This is a genomic window from Azospirillum baldaniorum (assembly GCF_003119195.2).
Taxonomy (GTDB): Bacteria; Pseudomonadota; Alphaproteobacteria; order Azospirillales; family Azospirillaceae; genus Azospirillum; species Azospirillum baldaniorum.
In genome coordinates this window covers 1,697,583-1,713,137 of record NZ_CP022254.1, presented here as the reverse complement: position 1 = coordinate 1,713,137, position 15,555 = coordinate 1,697,583, and the positions used below count along the sequence as shown (strand labels likewise).

Genomic DNA, 15,555 nt, shown 5'->3' with positions numbered 1-15,555 from the left:
GACATTCGGGGTCGAGCGGCAGCGCTTTCCGTCCGGAGTCAGGCCCGCACCGCCGCCGCCTCGATCCCCAGCGCCTGCAGCGCGGTGGCGACGATGTGACGGGCGGCGAGACCGGCCTCCTCATACTGCCTGGCCGGGCTGTCATGGTCGAGGAAGCGGTCGGGCAGGACCATCGGGCGGATCTTCAGCCCGCCATCCAGAAGGCCGGCCATCGCCAGATGCTGCAGCACGAAGCTGCCGAAGCCGCCGACCGAACCCTCCTCGATGGTGATCAGCACCTCGTGCTCCAGCGCCAGACGGCGCACCAGTTCCTCGTCCAGCGGCTTGGCGAAGCGCGCGTCGGCGACCGTCGTCGACAGCCCGCGCGCGCCCAGCTCCGCCGCCGCCTTGCGCGCCTCGGCCAGGCGCGTGCCGTAGCTGAGGATCGCCACCTTGGTGCCTTCCTGGAGGATGCGGCCCTTGCCGATGGGCAGCACCTCGCCGCGCTCCGGCAGTTCCAGCCCCACCCCCTCGCCGCGCGGGTAGCGCAGCGCCGAGGCGCGGTCGTCGATGGCGGCGCTGGTCGCCACCATGTGCATCAGCTCCAGCTCGTCCGCCGCCGCCATCAGCACGATGTCGGGCAGGCAGCCCAGATAGGCCACGTCGAAGGCCCCGGCGTGGGTCGCCCCGTCCGCCCCGACCAGACCGGCGCGGTCGAGCGCGAAGCGCACCGGCAGGCGCTGCAGCACGACGTCGTGCACGACCTGGTCGTAGGCGCGCTGCAGGAAGGTCGAGTAGATCGCGCAGAAGGGCTTGAAGCCCTCGGTCGCCAGCCCGGCGGCGAAGGTCACGGCGTGCTGCTCGGCGATGCCGACGTCGAAGCAGCGGTCGGGGAAGCGCTGGCCGAACAGGTCGAGCCCGGTGCCCGAGGGCATGGCCGCGGTGATGGCGAGGACCCCGGGGTCGCGCTCGGCCTCGGCGATCAGGGCGTTGGCGAAGACGCGGGTGTAGGTCGGCGCGTTGGACTTGGGCTTGGACTGGGCGCCGGTGACGACGTCGAACTTGGCGACCGCGTGCAGCTTGTCGGCCGAGGCCTCGGCGGGGCCGTAGCCCTTGCCCTTCTTGGTGACGACATGGATCAGGACCGGCTTGTCGTCGCCGGCATCGCGCACGTTCTGCAGGACGGGCAGCAGATGGTCCAGATTGTGCCCGTCGATCGGGCCGATGTAGTAGAAGCCCATCTCCTCGAACAGCGTGCCGCCGGTGACCATGCCGCGGGCGTACTCCTCCGCCCGCCGCGCCGCCGTGCGCAGGGGGCGCGGCAGCTGCTCCGCGATGTCCTTGGCCAGATGGCGCAGGCTGAGATAGGGCTTCGACGAGATCAGCCGCGACAGATACGCGCTCATCGCGCCGACCGGCGGGGCGATGGACATGTCGTTGTCGTTCAGGATGACGATCAGCTTGCTGTTCGCCGACCCGGCGTTGTTCATCGCCTCGTAGGCCATGCCGGCGCTCATCGCGCCGTCGCCGATCACGGCGATCACATGGTTGTCGCGGCCCAGCTGGTCGCGCGCCACCGCCATGCCCAGCCCCGCGGAGATGGAGGTGGAGCTGTGACCGGCGCCGAACGGGTCGTACGCGCTCTCCGACCGGTTGGTGAAGCCCGACAGCCCGCCGCCCGTGCGCAGGGTGCGGATGCGGTCGCGGCGCCCGGTCAGGATCTTGTGGGGATAGCACTGGTGCCCGACGTCCCAGATCAGCCGGTCGTCCGGGGTCTGGAACACGTAATGCAGGGCGACGGTCAGTTCGACGACCCCCAGCCCGGCGCCCAGATGACCGCCGGTCACCGACACCGCGCTGATGGTTTCCGTCCGCAGTTCGTCGGCCACCTGCCGGAGCTGTTCGGGCTTGAGCGCGCGCAGGTCGGCGGGGGTGTGGACGAGGTCGAGAAGCGGCGTCTTGTCGTTGGGGGTCACGTTTGGAACGTCCTCCGTTCAGGTCCGCCGCGCGACGACGAAGTCGGCGACCGCTTTGAGGATATCGGCACGTCCGTCGAAGATCTCCAGATGCGCCTTGGCCTGGACGGCCAGCATCGCGGCCTGCGAACGGGCGCGGTCCTGCCCGAGGATGGACACGAAGGTGGATTTTCCGGCTTCCGCGTCGCGACCGACCGACTTGCCGGTCTCCGCTTCCGTCCCCTCGATGTCCAGCAGGTCGTCGACGATCTGGAAGGCCAGCCCGAGGTCATGGGCGTAGGCGCGCAGCGCGAGGCGCTGCGGCGGCGGGGCCTTGCCCAGGATGCCGCCGGCCTCGCAGGAGAAGGCGATCATGTCGCCGGTCTTCATGCGCTGGAGCCGCGTCGTCGTGCCGAGGTCGAAGGTCTCATGCTCGGCGATCAGGTCGAGCATCTGGCCGCCGACCATGCCGTGCGGCCCGGCCGCCTTGGCCAGCGCCGCCACGAGTTGGCAACGCACGTTCGGGTCCTCGTGGGTCGCCGGATCGGCCAGCACCTCGAAGGCGTAGGTCAGCAGCCCGTCGCCGGCCAGGATGGCGGTCGCCTCGTCGAACTTGCGGTGCACGGTCGGCTGGCCGCGGCGCAGGTCGCCGTCGTCCATCGCCGGCAGGTCGTCGTGGACCAGCGAGTAGCTGTGAACGAACTCCACCGCCACGGCGACGCGCAGCGCGCAATCCGGATTGACGCCGAACAGGGCGGCGGACTGGCACACCAGGAAGGGGCGCAGCCGCTTGCCGCCGTTCAGGCAGCCGTAACGCATCGCCTCCAGCACACGCGATTCGGGGAGGTCGGTGGTCGGCAGGAGATGCAGGATCGCACGCTCCACATCCGCCGCCATGTCGGCCATGGCTGTCTTGAGGTCGGTCTGCACGTCAGTCGATCCGGGCGGGTTCAGTGCCGAGGGTGCCGTCGGCGGCAACGGTGATGCGGTCGATCTTGGCCTGGGCCTCCCGCAGCTTCGCCTCGCAATGCCGCTTCAGCGCGGTGCCGCGCTCGTAGGAGGAGATCGCGTCGTCGAGCTTGCCGCGCCCGTCTTCGAGCTGGCGCACGATGCGTTCCAGTTCGGACAGCGCGTCCTCGAAGCTGAGAGCGGCGATGTCCGGGGGAATGTTTGCGAGGTCAGCCATGATCCATCCGGCCAATGATCCATACGATGGGGTGCCCGCGATGGGACCGAAACCCGAAATTATGGCTCAGCCCCCAAATGCGCAAGGCCCGCGGCGGGCGTATTACGCTCCCACCGCGGGCCTAGCCGGAAGAACCGGCCTTGAAAAACCGGCCGGAAAGAACCGGAAGGCTCAGCAGTACATCAGTTCGCGCACATGCGCCGCGGTGGCCGAGGCCAGGGCGCGCAGGTTGTAGCCGCCTTCCAGCACCGACACGATGCGCGCCCCGCAGTGGGTGCGGGCCAGATCGCCCAGCTTGCGCGTGGCCCAGGCGAAATCGTCGTCGGTCAGGTGCAGTCCGGCCAGCGGGTCGCGCGAATGGGCGTCGAATCCGGCGGAGATGATCAGCAGGTCCGGTTTGAAGTGGTCGATGGCCGGCAGGATGATGTGGGTCATCGCATGCCGGAACTCCGGCGAGCCGGACATGGCGGCGAGCGGCGCGTTGACGCAGTTGCCGTAGTCGCCCTTCTCCCCCGCGTCGCCCGTGCCGGGATAGAGCGGCGACTGGTGGGTGGAGCAATAGAGCAGGTCCGGGTCGCGCTGGAAGATGTCCTGCGTGCCGTTGCCGTGATGGACGTCGAAATCCATCACCGCCACCCGCTGCAGCCCGTGCACCGCCCGCGCGTGATAGGCGCCGACCGCGGCGTTGTTGAACAGGCAGAAGCCCATGGCCTTTTCATGCTCGGCATGATGCCCCGGCGGGCGCACGGCGCAGAAGGCGTTGCGCGAATAGCCCGACGCCACCGCGTCCACCGCCGCGACCACCGCCCCGGCGGCGCGCAGCGCGGCCTCGCCGGAACCGGGGGACATCACCGTGTCGGCGTCGATGCCGGCGTGTTCCTCCTCCGGCACCAGGGCGAGAATGCGCTCGACATGCTCCCGCGGGTGCGCCCGGGACAGTTGCTCGAGGGTGGCGAGCGGCGCCTCCTGCCGTTCGAGCATGTAGAATTCTTCGGTCTCAAGCGCCGCCAGCACCGCACGAAGCCGGTCGGCGCATTCCGGATGGCCCAGCCCTGTGTCGTGGTCCAGGCAGGCGGCGTGGGTGAACAGGGTGGTGAACATGCTTTTCTGTCTTTTTCGTTCGTGTTCGAGGCATTTCCCTGCACCCATTCTTCCCGGATCGCTAATGAAAGTACAGGATGATTGCGGGGCTTATCGTCACATCCCCCAACCGCCACCCCCACCCCCTTTGCGCGGCGGACGTGCAAGCCATCCCGTTTCGCGGCTCCGTCAGGCGCAGCGTTCGATCACGAAACGGTAGACGCCCCCCTCCTCCACGCTGGAGGCCAGCCGGTTGCCGGTGGCTTCGCAGAAGGCGGCGAAATCCTTGGGCGCGCTGGGGTCGGTCGCCTCGACGGTCAGCGTCGATCCGGGCGGCACCGTCTTCAGCGCCTTGCGCGCGCGCAGCACCGGCAACGGGCATTGCAGCCCCCTGGCGTCGAGCGTCTGGTCGGCCATCGTTCCTTGCACTCCTTCGGGCTCCGCCGCAACGATTCGAGGCAATGAGTCTAGAACGGTGGCGCCCGCGCCTCAACCCGTTGAACAGTGGTTTCACGGAACGGGGAACATTCTTTCGACTACGGGACATCCACGGGTAGACAGCGCGGTACACTCTTCCATATGATTGAACACGAACGATAAACGGCGGTGCTGCGGCGCAAGGGGTGGGCGCAACGGTTCGCTGTTGCTTGGCGCCGATGGAAACGGTCGTTTCATGAACATTGCCGATCTGCAGAGCAACGCACGGCGGGCCAGCACGCTGCTCAAAGCCATGAGCAACGAGCGCCGCCTGCTCATCCTGTGCTACCTGGCCGAGGGTGAAAAGTCGGTCGGCGAGTTGGAGGAACTGGTCGACCTCAGCCAGTCGGCCCTGTCCCAGCATCTGGCCCGCCTGCGCCGCGACAAGCTGGTGCGGACGCGCCGTGCGGCCCAGAACATCTATTACTCGCTGAACGGGCACGAGGCGCAGACCATCATGGCGACGCTCCATGAACTGTTCTGCGCACCCGTCAGCCGCAAGAAGGACGATGAGTCCCCCGCCTCCGCCGAAGAGCCCAGTGGCGCTTCGGCCTGAACGCGGCTCCCTCCTGGCTCAAGCCTTTCCGAAGAAGCGCCGCCCGAACAGGAGAACCGTCAGGGCCAGGACCAGCCAGCCCAGGATGAAGGCGCTGCCCCCGGTCGGGGCCGTCATGGCGAAGGAGAGCGGGCCGCTGGTCGCCGTGGCGTAAAGCGTCCCGCTGAAAAGCACAATTCCGGCCACGAACAGCCACCCCGACAAGCGCAGCGCCAAGCGCGCCGGGCCATCGGCGGTGCGCAGCAGAGCGACCAGGGCAATCAGGGCCAGGGCGTGCCACATCTGGTATTGCCCGGCCAGCCGGAACAACTCCTGCCCCCGCGGGTCGCCGGCAAGCCCGTGGCTGGCATAAGCGCCGGCCCCCACCGCAACCGCACCATTCAGGGCCGCGAAGGCCACCCAAAGCCGATCAACCAGTCCCATACGTCCTCTCCACGCTGGCGTACCCGCGTTCCGTCCATCGCGGGCGGCGGGAAAAGTTCGATCTCGTAACCAACTGGCCCACCCTTTGCTTGGTTGGGCAGGCCGGCCATCTTATCCCCTCGGGAAACCGAGAGTCTGCGGCGGTCCGGCGCAAATTGATTTGCAAAATGCCAAAGGCTCGTCGTGAATCACAACATTCTGCACCGACAGCCACAAGACACCCTCCATATCGAACCGACGCCGCGCACGGCGCCGGTTTCCCCCAGCGTGCCGCCATCGCCCCTGGAAGACCGGCTGGTCGCCTGGGCCCTGGCGCGCGGCGGACGTCTGCTGGTGGTTGACGACAGCCCGACCAACCGGCTGCTGACCGCGGCGCTGATGCGCAAGGTCGGCTTCACCGTGGACACCGCGGACGGCGGGGCCGAGGCCGTCGCCTCCGTCGCTGCGGCGGAAGCGCCCTACGACGCCGTGCTGATGGACGTCGCCATGCCGGAGGTGGATGGGATCGCCGCGACACGGGCCATCCGGACAATGACCGGGCCGCGGGCCGCGGTGCCGATCATCGCGGTCACCGCCCACGGCTTCGCCGAGGACCGCGACCGCTGCGTGGTCGCCGGCATGAACGATTACGTGCCCAAGCCGGTGCGCCGCCCTGAACTGCTGGCCGCCCTGAAGCGCTGGCTGGAGCCCGGGATGCCGGAGGGCGATGCCGTCAGAAGGACGAACCCGGCTCCTTGAGGAATTCCGCCTCCTCCGGCGTCGTCTCGCGGCCGAGGACCGCGTTGCGGTGGGGAAACCGCCCGAAGCGCGCGATGACCTTGCGGTGGCGTTCGGCGTAATCCACGACCTCCGGATCGCTGACCCGCTCCCGGAACAGGGTGCAGGACAGTTCCTGGCAGTCCATGTCCTCCTGATGCTCGAACGGCAGATAGAGGAAGATCCGCTCGTCCTCGGTGCATTCCAGGTCGTAGCCCTGCTCCACCACATGGCGGGCCACCGCCAGCGCCTTGCCGTCGGTCGCGAAGGCCCGCGGCGAACCGCGGAAGACGTTGCGCGGCACCTGATCGAGCAGGACGCAGAGCGCCAGACAGCCGTCCACATCCTCCAGCCAATGATCGTACCGGCCCTCCGCCGCCGCCTCGTGATGGGGAAGCAGCGTGTCGCGCACCGTCCGGTCGAAACTGTCGGACTGGCGGAACCAGTAGGGCTTCATCGCTTCGTCGAACCAGAAATCCACGATCTCGTCGATCAGCCTGTCAGTCATCTGCACCACCTTCGCCTGGGAATGGGGTCGCCGGTCAAGAACCTCGCCCACAAAAGAACAGGGCGCCCGAAGGCGCCCTGTCCAGTCTTCAATCATCCACACCGGGCCGGGACGCGGCTCAGTGCAAGGTGCTCCACAGCTTGCGCTTGGTGGCGTACATCAGGCCGGCCAGCACGATCAGGAACAGGATCACCTTCACGCCCATCTGCTTGCGCGCATCCATGTGCGGCTCGGCGATGAAGGTCAGGAAGGTGCTGATGTCGTGGGCCTGCTGCTGCACCGTCGCCGGGGTGCCGTCGGCGTAGGTCACGCCGTCCGGCATCAGGATGTTGGGCATGCCCACCTGATGGCCCGGGAAGTACTTGTTGTAGTTCATGCCCGGCATCAGGGTCACGCCTTCCGGCGGGTTCTCCTCGAAGCCGGTCAGGAAGGCGTAGAGGTAGTCCTCGCCGCCGACGCGGGCCTTCGCCATCAGCGACAGGTCCGGCGGCAGGGCGCCGTTGTTGGCGGCGCGGGCGGCGTTGTCGTTGGGGAACGGCGACGGGAAGCGGTCGGCCGGGATGCCCGGACGCATGAACATCTCACCCGCGTCGTTCGGACCGGCCTGGACCTCATAGCCGGCGGCGATCGCCTTCAGCTCGTCCTCGTTGAAGCCGATGCCGGCGAGCGTGCGGATCGGGACCAGCTTGGCCGAGTGGCAGGTCGAGCAGACTTCCTTGTAGATCTGGAAGCCGCGCTGCGCCGAGGCCTTGTCGATGGTGCCGAACACGCCGCTGTGCGACCACTCCTGCTTGGGAATGTGCACCGCTTCCGACGCCTGCGCGGCGCCGGCCAGACCCAGGGCGACGGCCGCGGAGAGGATGGCAGACTTCAGAGAGCGCATTATGCCTTCTCCATGGGCTTGGCGTGGGCGCCGGCGGCAACGCGGCCACCGCCCTTCAGAACCGGTTCGCAGATGCTGGCGGGGAGCGGCAACGGACGCTCCAGCTTGCCCAGCAGCGGCAGCAGGATCAGGAAGTGGAAGAAGTAGTAGGCCGTGCCGATGCGGGCGACCAGCAGCCACACGCCTTCCGCGGGCATCGCGCCGGCGTAGCCGAGGACCAGGGCGTCGATGGCGAGGATCCAGAAGAACTGGCGGTAGATCGGACGGAACTTGCAGCTGCGCACCTTGGAGGTGTCGAGCCACGGCAGAGCCGCCAGCACCGCGATGGCGCCGAACATGGCGAGCACGCCGCCCAGCTTGTCCGGGATCGCGCGCAGGATCGCGTAGAACGGCAGGAAGTACCATTCCGGAACGATGTGCGCCGGGGTGACCAGCGGGTTGGCCGGGATGTAGTTGTCCGGGTGTCCGAGGTAGTTCGGCGCGAAGAAGACGAAGGCCGCGTAGAAGATCAGGAACACGACGACCGCGAAGCCGTCCTTGATCGTGACGTACGGGTTGAACGGCACGGTGTCCTGCGGGCCCTTGGCGTCGATGCCCAGCGGGTTGTTGGAACCGGAGACGTGCAGGGCGGCGGTGTGGAGGACGACCAGGCCCAGCAGCACGAACGGCAGCAGGAAGTGCAGCGCGAAGAAGCGGTTCAGCGTCGGGTTGTCGACCGAGAAGCCGCCCCACAGCCAGGTCACGATCGGGTCGCCGACCAGCGGGAAGGCCGAGAACAGGTTCGTGATGACGGTGGCGCCCCAGAAGCTCATCTGGCCCCACGGCAGCACGTAGCCCATGAAGGCGGTCGCCATCATGGCCAGCAGGATCAGCACGCCGAGGATCCACAGTATCTCGCGCGGCGCCTTGTAGGAGCCGTAGTAGAGACCGCGGAACATGTGGATGTAGACGGCGATGAAGAACATCGACGCGCCGTTGGCGTGGACGTAGCGCAGCAGCCAGCCGTAGTTGACGTCGCGCATGATGCGCTCCACCGACTCGAAGGCGATGTGCGTGTTGGCCGCATACTGCATCGCCAGCACGAGGCCGGTGGCGATCATGATGACCAGCATGATGCCGGCGATGGCACCGAACGCCCACAGATAGTTGACGTTCCGGGGCATCGGATACTGGTTGTACTCATGGTCCAGCATCGTGAAGATCGGCAGGCGGCTGTCGATCCACTTCACAACGGGATTCTTGAACTGGGGGGCGTGAGCCTGAGCCATCTTGGGGTCTCCAGAACCTTAAGGGCCGCTTAGCCGAGCCGGACCGCGGTGTCGCTCGTGAAAGCGTACTGCGGAACGACGAGGTTGGCCGGGGCGGGACCCTTGCGGATGCGCCCTGCGGTGTCGTAGTGCGAGCCGTGGCAGGGGCAGAACCAGCCGTCGTAGTCGCCGCGCGGATCGGTCGGCTTCTGGCCCAGCGGCACGCAGCCCAAGTGCGTACAGATGCCGACGACGATCAGCCATTCCGGCTTCTTGACGCGGGCGTCGTCGGCGGCCGGGTCGCGCAGCTCGCCGAGGTTGACGGTGCGCGCCTCCTCGATCTCCTTCGCCGTGCGGTGGCGGACGAAGACCGGCTTGCCGCGCCAGGTGACGGTGATCGCCTGGCCTTCCTGGACCGGGGCCAGATCCACGTCGATCGAAGCCAGCGCGAGGGTGTCGGCGGCCGGGTTCATGCTGTCGATGAACGGCCAGACGGCCGACGCGACACCAATGGCACCCACGGCCCCGGTGGCGAGGTAGAGAAAATCACGGCGGGAAGCCCCCTCGCCGCCGGGGGCCGCGTGGCCACCCGTCCCGGGCGGATGCGTGGTCTGAGCCATAAGCGTTAATCTCCTCAAGGCATACGCGGCGCGCCGAAGCGCCCTATGACACGTGGACCAGTGTTTATCACGACTTGACGGGCATGTCCGCTCACTGGGTGGGTGGGTGCGCGCCGCGTCGACCGGGGTTGTATGTCCCGGGTATCCGGGGTGCGGTATACAGTCGCGGCAACGCCTTGAAAAGGTTTTGTCATCGGGACAACTTGTCGCGCTTTGCGGTGCACCATTAGACTTCGCTGAACCAAAAGGGAATTTCATGCGCCTCGTTCTCTTCGAACCGGACATTCCCCAGAACGCCGGGACTCTGATGCGTCTGGCGGCGGGACTCGGGGTGCCGCTGGACCTGATCGAGCCCTGCGGCTTCGTTCTGGACGACCGCAAGCTGCGCCGGGCCGGGATGGACTACATCGACCAGCTGGCCCTGGTCCGGCACAGCTCCTGGGCGGCCTACCGGGCGCTGCCGCAGGGCGGGCGGCTGGTGCTGCTGACCACCCGCGGCGCCGTTCCCTACACCGAGTTCGCCTTCGCGCCGGACGACCGGATCATGGTCGGGCGCGAGAGCGCCGGGGTGCCCGACGAGGTCCACGCGGCGGCCGACGCCCGGCTGGTCATCCCCCTGATGCCGCCCGCCCGGTCGCTGAATGTTGCGCTGAGTGCCGCGATGGTGTTGGGTGAAGCCCTGCGGCAGACGGCCGCATTGCCCAGACCCTCGCCCCTTCCTTCGCCCTGACCGACGCCGGACGCCCGCCCATGACCACCTCCCCCACCGACGCCATGGACATCAGAACCGCCCGTCAGGCTCAGGCCAGCGCCTGGTTCGCCGAACTGCGTGACCGCATCTGCGCCGAGTTCGAACGGATCGAGGACGAGCTGACCGGCACCCATGCCGACCTGCCGCCGGGCCGCTTCGAGCGCAAGCCCTGGCAGCGCCCCGACCATGGCGGCGGCGAGGGCGGCGGCGGCGTGATGTCGGTGATGCGCGGCCGCGTGTTCGAGAAGGTGGGGGTCAACGTCTCCACGGTGCACGGCACCTTCAGCCCGGAGTTCCGCGCCAACATCCCCGGCGCCGCGGAGGACGGGCGGTTCTGGGCGTCGGGGATCAGCCTCGTCGCGCACATGCGCTCGCCGCTGGTGCCGGCCACCCACATGAACACGCGCCACATCGTGACCAGCCTCGGCTGGTTCGGCGGCGGCGCCGACCTGACCCCGATGGTGCCCGACGAGCAGGACACCGCCGATTTCCACGCCGCCTTCCGCAACGCCTGCGACCGCCACGACCCGACCTGCTACGCACGTTACAAGGAATGGTGCGACCGCTACTTCTTCCTGCCGCACCGGGGCGAGGCGCGCGGCGTCGGCGGCATCTTCTACGACAATCTGGATTCCGGGAACTGGGAGGCCGACTTCGCCTTCACCCGCGACGTGGGCTTGGCCTTCCTGGAGGTCTTCCCCGCCCTGGTCCGCCGCCACATGAACCGCCCCTGGACCGCGGAGCAGCGCGAGCACCAGCTGATCCGCCGCGGCCGCTACGTCGAGTTCAACCTGCTCTACGACCGTGGGACGACCTTCGGCCTGAAGACCGGCGGCAACACCGAGGCCATATTGATGAGCATGCCGCCCGAGGTGAAGTGGCCGTAAACACGGACATTTCCCTCTCCCCTCCGGGGAGAGGGTCAGGGTGAGGGGGTTGTGCGTGTCGGTATGTTCGGCACAAGCACATCCCCCTCACCCGCCCGCTGCGCGGGCACCCTCTCCCCGGAGGGGAGAGGGATTTTCCAACCGCCTTTTCGCCTCCGCCAAACACTCGTCCCGTCCCGGCTGGAAGTCCTCGGCGATCCACCACGCCTCGACCTGCTTCAGCAACGCGCCCACCGCCGGGCCGCGCGGCATCCCCATGGCCAGCAGGTCTCGCCCGGCGATGGGGAGGGCCAGGGACGGCAAATCCTCGGCGGTCGCCAGCGCCGCCTTCACCGCGTCGAGCGCCATCGGGCCGGGGGCATCCACCGCCGCCAGAAGCACGAGGTCGCGGTACAGCCCGGCGTCGCCCAGCCGGTAGAGCGCCTGCCGCCGCTTCACCGGACCGTCGGACGGCGACACGGCCATCGGCGGCTCGGTCAGGGCGGCGAGGCGGTCGCGGTCGGCGTTGGACAGGCGCAGGGTCTGGGCCACGGCCAGCGCCCCCGCCCGGTCGGTGTCCAGCACGGCGGCGAAGCGGCGCACCGCCTCGGGCGGCTCGTCCAGATCGTGCTCCAGCCGGACCAGACCGTCCAGCCGAGCGGTGCGCACCGCGTCCGGCAGCAGATGGACCATCACGCCGAGCCGGATCATCAACGCCCAGGCCGACGCCGGGTCGGGCGCCGCCAGCAGGCGGGACAGCTCGCCCCGCACCCGTTCCCCGGACAGGGTGGGCAGGCGGGGGGCCATCTCCGCGCAGGCGGCCAATGCCGCCTCGTCCGGCGCGCCGCGGCCGTAATGGGCGTGGAAGCGGAAGAAGCGCAGCAGGCGCAGCACGTCCTCTTCGATGCGCTGGCGCGGGTCGCCGACGAAGCGCACCCGCCCGGCGGCCATGTCCGCCAATCCCCCGAAGGGGTCGTAGACGCAGCCGTCCAGCGTGCAGCTCAGGGCGTTCATGGTCAGGTCGCGCCGGGCGGCGTCCTCCCGCCAGTCGTCGGTGAATTCGACGCGGGCATGACGCCCGAAGGTCTCGACGTCTCGACGCAGCGTGGTGATCTCGTAATGAGCCTTCCCGACCACGGCGGTGATGGTGCCGTGCTCGATCCCGGTGGGAATGGCGCCGATGCCCGCGGCCTTCAGCAGCGCCATCACCCGCTCCGGCGGGGCATGAGTGGCGATGTCGATGTCCTTGACCTTGCGGCCCAGCCACGCGTCGCGCACGCAACCGCCGACGAAGCGGGCGTCCGCCCCTCCGGCGGCCAGGGCGTCGAACACGGCGCGCGTCTCGGGGGCGGTCATCCAGGGCTGGGGAGCGATGCGGGCGTTGACGGTCATGGCGGCAGGCTAGCCCGTGGAACGCTCAATTGCCAGACGGGCCGCTCCCAGATGGCCCGCTGCCGGAGGCCCCGCCGCCAACCACCCTCCCGTCTTCGACATGGGCCGGGGTGTAGGGCGTGTGCGGCGGCACCCCGCTGGTCATGGCGACCGAGCCCAGGGTCACCGCCATCGCCGCCACCCCGGCGAAGACCAGCCAGGGCCAGGGCGCCGTCGCCCACCACGGCGCCGGGCTGTGCGCCTCCTCCGCCTCGCGGCGGCGGCGCTCGACCACCAGCACATACAGGGCGTAACCGGCCGTGGGCAGGACCAGGGGCAGGATGACCGTCAGGAAAATCCGCAGCACCGCGCCGCCCGCCCTACGATGGTCCGCCGGCGGGCAGGTCGCCCAGGCGATCGCTCCCCAGGCCGTCACACCCCAGCCCCTCGCCCATCCCCTCGGCACGCAGGACATCGCAGAGATTCACCAGCATCCCCGCCGTCGCCCCCCAGATGAAGCGCTGCTGGTAGGGGAAGGCGTAGAAATAGCGTTGCGCACCCTGGAATTCGCGGCTGTGGCGCTGCGGGTTGGTCGGGTCGAGGATGGCGGCCAGCGGCACCTCGAAAACCTCCGCCACCTCGGTCGGGTCGGGAGTCACCTGAAAGGGAGGACGCACCAGCCCGACCACCGGTGTCACCCGGAAGCCGGTGCGCGTCACGTAGGTGTCGAGCCGACCCAGCACCTCGATATGGTCGCGCCCCAGCCCGATCTCCTCCTCGGTCTCGCGCAGGGCGGTGTCCTCCGGGTCGCGGTCGTCGCTCTCCATCCGGCCGCCGGGGAAGCTGATCTGCCCGGCATGGGCCGTCAGGTTGGCTGTGCGCTGGGTGAAGATGACCGTCAACTCCTCCGGACGGTCGACCAGCGGCACCAGGACGGCGGCCTCCCGCAGCTTGCCCTGGGAGGGTTCGAAACCGGGATTCAGATCGTGGTCGCCGCGCACCTTGGCCGGGCGCAGGTCGGCGGCGGCGCTTCCCGGAAAGCGCTTGCGGACCTCGTCGAGACTCACCCGCCAGGCAGCCTGCCCAGCGCGAAGAAGACCTTCTTGCTCCATACCCCCACCTCAGCCTCACCATCATGGCCGCGCGTATCGGCCCGGTCCACCATTTCGTAGTAGACCGGCCGGAGAATTCGCGCTTCGAGCCCGTTTCTTATGAGGATATAGGGCGTCGGTTCGCCATTTTCAGGATTGTGGACGACCCTGATCGGATGATCCGGCCCAGATTCGACCCATTCGTCTAAATTTGTGCGGAACGACAGGACCTGTTCGTCTCCATGTCCACTTGCGGCCATTTCCACGGCGACGAACGGCGTGTCCTCGACCACGATCCGCCCACGCTCGACCGGGGTGACCAGCCAGAAGTCGCCGGACTCGTCCCGCCGCAGGACCGTGGCGAACAGCTTGACCAGCTCGATCCGCCGGATCGGGTCGCCCTCGTGGAACCACGTGCCGTCGCGAGCGATGCGGATGTCGAACCGCTGCTCCCTTGCGGCCAGGGGGAGAGGGAGGGGCAGGCTTTCGCCGCTCTCTCCACCTGAGCGCGTTTCATTTGGGCGCTTGTCATTCGCCCCGTCATTGCCGACCTTCATCGCTAGCCTTCTCGTCTTTTTCGGGCCTGAGGGGCACAGAGGGAACTGGCCGCGCAACGTAATTTCGCCATACTCGTCACATAGGTCCGAACTGGCGGATTTGCCACGATGGCCGTTTCGGCCCCAGTGGTCATGATTGGGCGGTCATGATTGGGCGGTCATGGTTGCCCACCAGAGTGAATGGTCTTAAACGGGAGCAGAGACGTGAGCGCAACCGACGCCGTCAATCCGGGGGCCAATCCGGGCCAGAACTTTCCCGCCGCCGAGAACCCGCACCAGCTCATGGCGGAGATCGAGGCGCTGGGCGGCCGGCTGACCCACGTCCGCGACCGCATCGGCCGGATCATCTTCGGCCAGCAGGAGGTCATCGACCTCACGCTGATCACGCTCCTGGCCGGCGGCCACGTGCTGCTGATCGGCGTGCCGGGCCTCGCCAAGACGCGGCTGGTCGAGACGCTGGGCACCGTGCTGGGCCTCGCCGAGAAGCGCATCCAGTGCACGCCCGACCTGATGCCCGCCGACATCCTGGGGTCGGAGGTGCTGGAGGAGAACGAGCAGGGCCGCCGTTCCTTCCGCTTCATTCCCGGGCCGGTGTTCAGCCAGCTGCTGATGGCCGACGAGATCAACCGCGCCAGCCCGCGCACCCAATCCGCCCTGCTCCAGGCGATGCAGGAGCGGCGCGTGTCGGTCGCCGGCCACTACCACGCCCTGCCCCAGCCCTTCCACGTGCTGGCCACCCAGAATCCGCTGGAGCAGGAAGGCACCTACCCGCTGCCGGAGGCCCAACTCGACCGCTTCCTGATGCAGATCGACGTCGATTACCCCGACCGCGACGCCGAGCGGCGGATGATGATCGCCACCACCGGCTCACTGGACGAGCAGGCGGTGACGGTGCTCTCCCCCGCCGACCTCCAGGTGGCGCAACGGCTGGTCCGCCGCGTGCCGGTCAGCGAGGGGGTGGTCGACGGCATCCTCGACCTCGTGCGGCGGGGCCGTCCGGAGGCGACCGACCTGCCGGAGGTGCAGCGCCACGTCGCCTGGGGTCCCGGCCCGCGCGCCAGCCAGGCGCTGATGCTCGCCGCCCGCGCCCGCGCGGTGCTGGACGGGCGGCTGGCGCCGTCGCTGGACGACGTGGTGGCCCTGGCGAAGCCCGTGCTGCGCCACCGCATGGCGCTGAACTTCGCGGCGCGGGCGGACGGGATCACGCTGGACGACATCATCAACCGCCTCTGCGCCCCGTTGTCGTAAG

General features: G+C 68.6%; 19 protein-coding genes. 5 read left to right on the top strand and 14 right to left on the bottom strand.

The window, feature by feature from the left end; all coding sequences use genetic code 11:
* Positions 1 to 38: 38 nt before the first annotated feature.
* From dxs to Sp245p_RS22080, 5 genes are all read right to left on the bottom strand, one after another.
* The gene (gene dxs / locus Sp245p_RS22100) at positions 39 to 1,955 is read right to left on the bottom strand and encodes a 1-deoxy-D-xylulose-5-phosphate synthase (protein ID WP_014198455.1); all 1,917 of its coding nucleotides are present in this window, start codon (positions 1,953 to 1,955) and stop codon (positions 39 to 41) included.
* A gap of 18 nt (positions 1,956 to 1,973) precedes the next feature.
* Positions 1,974 to 2,840: a polyprenyl synthetase family protein gene (locus tag Sp245p_RS22095; RefSeq protein WP_052584429.1), complete on the bottom strand. Its 867-nt coding sequence runs from the start codon at positions 2,838 to 2,840 to the stop codon at positions 1,974 to 1,976.
* A gap of 25 nt (positions 2,841 to 2,865) precedes the next feature.
* Positions 2,866 to 3,120, bottom strand: a complete 255-nt coding sequence (locus tag Sp245p_RS22090) for an exodeoxyribonuclease VII small subunit (RefSeq protein ID WP_014198453.1) — start codon at positions 3,118 to 3,120, stop codon at positions 2,866 to 2,868.
* Positions 3,121 to 3,291: 171 nt separating this feature from the next.
* Positions 3,292 to 4,221, bottom strand: coding sequence for a histone deacetylase family protein (locus Sp245p_RS22085; protein ID WP_014198452.1), 930 nt, complete (start codon positions 4,219 to 4,221; stop codon positions 3,292 to 3,294).
* A gap of 168 nt (positions 4,222 to 4,389) precedes the next feature.
* Positions 4,390 to 4,617, bottom strand: coding sequence for a sulfurtransferase TusA family protein (locus Sp245p_RS22080; protein ID WP_014198451.1), 228 nt, complete (start codon positions 4,615 to 4,617; stop codon positions 4,390 to 4,392).
* 256 nt (positions 4,618 to 4,873) lie between these two features.
* Here Sp245p_RS22080 and Sp245p_RS22075 point away from each other — a divergent pair, with 256 nt between their 5' ends.
* A complete protein-coding gene (locus tag Sp245p_RS22075; protein WP_014198449.1) occupies positions 4,874 to 5,233 on the top strand; it encodes an ArsR/SmtB family transcription factor in 360 nt (119 codons plus the stop codon).
* An 18-nt stretch (positions 5,234 to 5,251) separates the two neighbouring features.
* On the opposite strand, the gene Sp245p_RS22070 is transcribed toward Sp245p_RS22075, so the two are convergent.
* A complete protein-coding gene (locus tag Sp245p_RS22070) occupies positions 5,252 to 5,656 on the bottom strand; it encodes a DUF423 domain-containing protein (protein WP_014198448.1) in 405 nt (134 codons plus the stop codon).
* 267 nt (positions 5,657 to 5,923) lie between these two features.
* Here Sp245p_RS22070 and Sp245p_RS22065 point away from each other — a divergent pair, with 267 nt between their 5' ends.
* Complete coding sequence (locus Sp245p_RS22065; RefSeq protein WP_052584400.1) at positions 5,924 to 6,394, top strand: response regulator; 471 nt, start codon at positions 5,924 to 5,926, stop codon at positions 6,392 to 6,394.
* Here the strand turns inward: Sp245p_RS22065 and Sp245p_RS22060 are convergent.
* From Sp245p_RS22060 to petA, 4 genes are all read right to left on the bottom strand, one after another.
* Entirely contained in the window at positions 6,369 to 6,920 is a 552-nt protein-coding gene (locus Sp245p_RS22060; protein WP_014198446.1) for a DUF924 family protein, read from the bottom strand. The two genes, Sp245p_RS22065 and Sp245p_RS22060, sit on opposite strands and share 26 nt — an antisense overlap.
* Before the next feature lie 118 nt (positions 6,921 to 7,038).
* Positions 7,039 to 7,803: a cytochrome c1 gene (locus tag Sp245p_RS22055; RefSeq protein WP_035676897.1), complete on the bottom strand. Its 765-nt coding sequence runs from the start codon at positions 7,801 to 7,803 to the stop codon at positions 7,039 to 7,041.
* Positions 7,803 to 9,071, bottom strand: coding sequence for a cytochrome b (locus Sp245p_RS22050; protein WP_041812444.1), 1,269 nt, complete (start codon positions 9,069 to 9,071; stop codon positions 7,803 to 7,805). Before Sp245p_RS22050 ends, Sp245p_RS22055 begins: the two co-directional genes overlap by 1 nt.
* A gap of 29 nt (positions 9,072 to 9,100) precedes the next feature.
* Positions 9,101 to 9,670, bottom strand: a complete 570-nt coding sequence (petA, locus tag Sp245p_RS22045; protein ID WP_014198445.1) for a ubiquinol-cytochrome c reductase iron-sulfur subunit — start codon at positions 9,668 to 9,670, stop codon at positions 9,101 to 9,103.
* A gap of 256 nt (positions 9,671 to 9,926) precedes the next feature.
* Here petA and Sp245p_RS22040 point away from each other — a divergent pair, with 256 nt between their 5' ends.
* Both Sp245p_RS22040 and hemF read left to right on the top strand, forming a co-directional pair.
* Positions 9,927 to 10,400 carry a tRNA (cytidine(34)-2'-O)-methyltransferase gene (locus Sp245p_RS22040; RefSeq protein ID WP_014198444.1) on the top strand — a complete coding sequence of 158 codons (474 nt, stop codon included), beginning with the start codon at positions 9,927 to 9,929 and terminating at the stop codon, positions 10,398 to 10,400.
* A 20-nt stretch (positions 10,401 to 10,420) separates the two neighbouring features.
* Entirely contained in the window at positions 10,421 to 11,308 is an 888-nt protein-coding gene (hemF, locus tag Sp245p_RS22035; protein ID WP_014198443.1) for an oxygen-dependent coproporphyrinogen oxidase, read from the top strand.
* Positions 11,309 to 11,395: 87 nt separating this feature from the next.
* Here hemF and Sp245p_RS22030 read toward each other — a convergent pair whose 3' ends face one another.
* Genes Sp245p_RS22030 through Sp245p_RS22015 form a run of 4 tightly spaced genes read right to left on the bottom strand, consistent with a single transcriptional unit; the run spans position 11,396 to position 14,306 of the window.
* Entirely contained in the window at positions 11,396 to 12,679 is a 1,284-nt protein-coding gene (locus Sp245p_RS22030; protein ID WP_014198442.1) for a CCA tRNA nucleotidyltransferase, read from the bottom strand.
* Positions 12,680 to 12,704: 25 nt separating this feature from the next.
* The gene (locus tag Sp245p_RS22025) at positions 12,705 to 13,025 is read right to left on the bottom strand and encodes a DUF6111 family protein (RefSeq protein WP_014198441.1); all 321 of its coding nucleotides are present in this window, start codon (positions 13,023 to 13,025) and stop codon (positions 12,705 to 12,707) included.
* A gap of 13 nt (positions 13,026 to 13,038) precedes the next feature.
* On the bottom strand, positions 13,039 to 13,725 hold the full coding sequence (locus Sp245p_RS22020) for a CoA pyrophosphatase (RefSeq protein WP_014198440.1): 687 nt from the start codon (positions 13,723 to 13,725) through the stop codon (positions 13,039 to 13,041).
* Complete coding sequence (locus Sp245p_RS22015) at positions 13,722 to 14,306, bottom strand: DUF1285 domain-containing protein (protein ID WP_014198439.1); 585 nt, start codon at positions 14,304 to 14,306, stop codon at positions 13,722 to 13,724. The genes Sp245p_RS22020 and Sp245p_RS22015 overlap by 4 nt, the downstream gene beginning before the upstream one ends.
* Before the next feature lie 204 nt (positions 14,307 to 14,510).
* On the opposite strand from Sp245p_RS22015, the gene Sp245p_RS22010 reads away from it, so the two are divergent.
* Entirely contained in the window at positions 14,511 to 15,554 is a 1,044-nt protein-coding gene (locus Sp245p_RS22010; RefSeq protein WP_014198438.1) for an AAA family ATPase, read from the top strand.
* Position 15,555 lies beyond the last annotated feature (1 nt).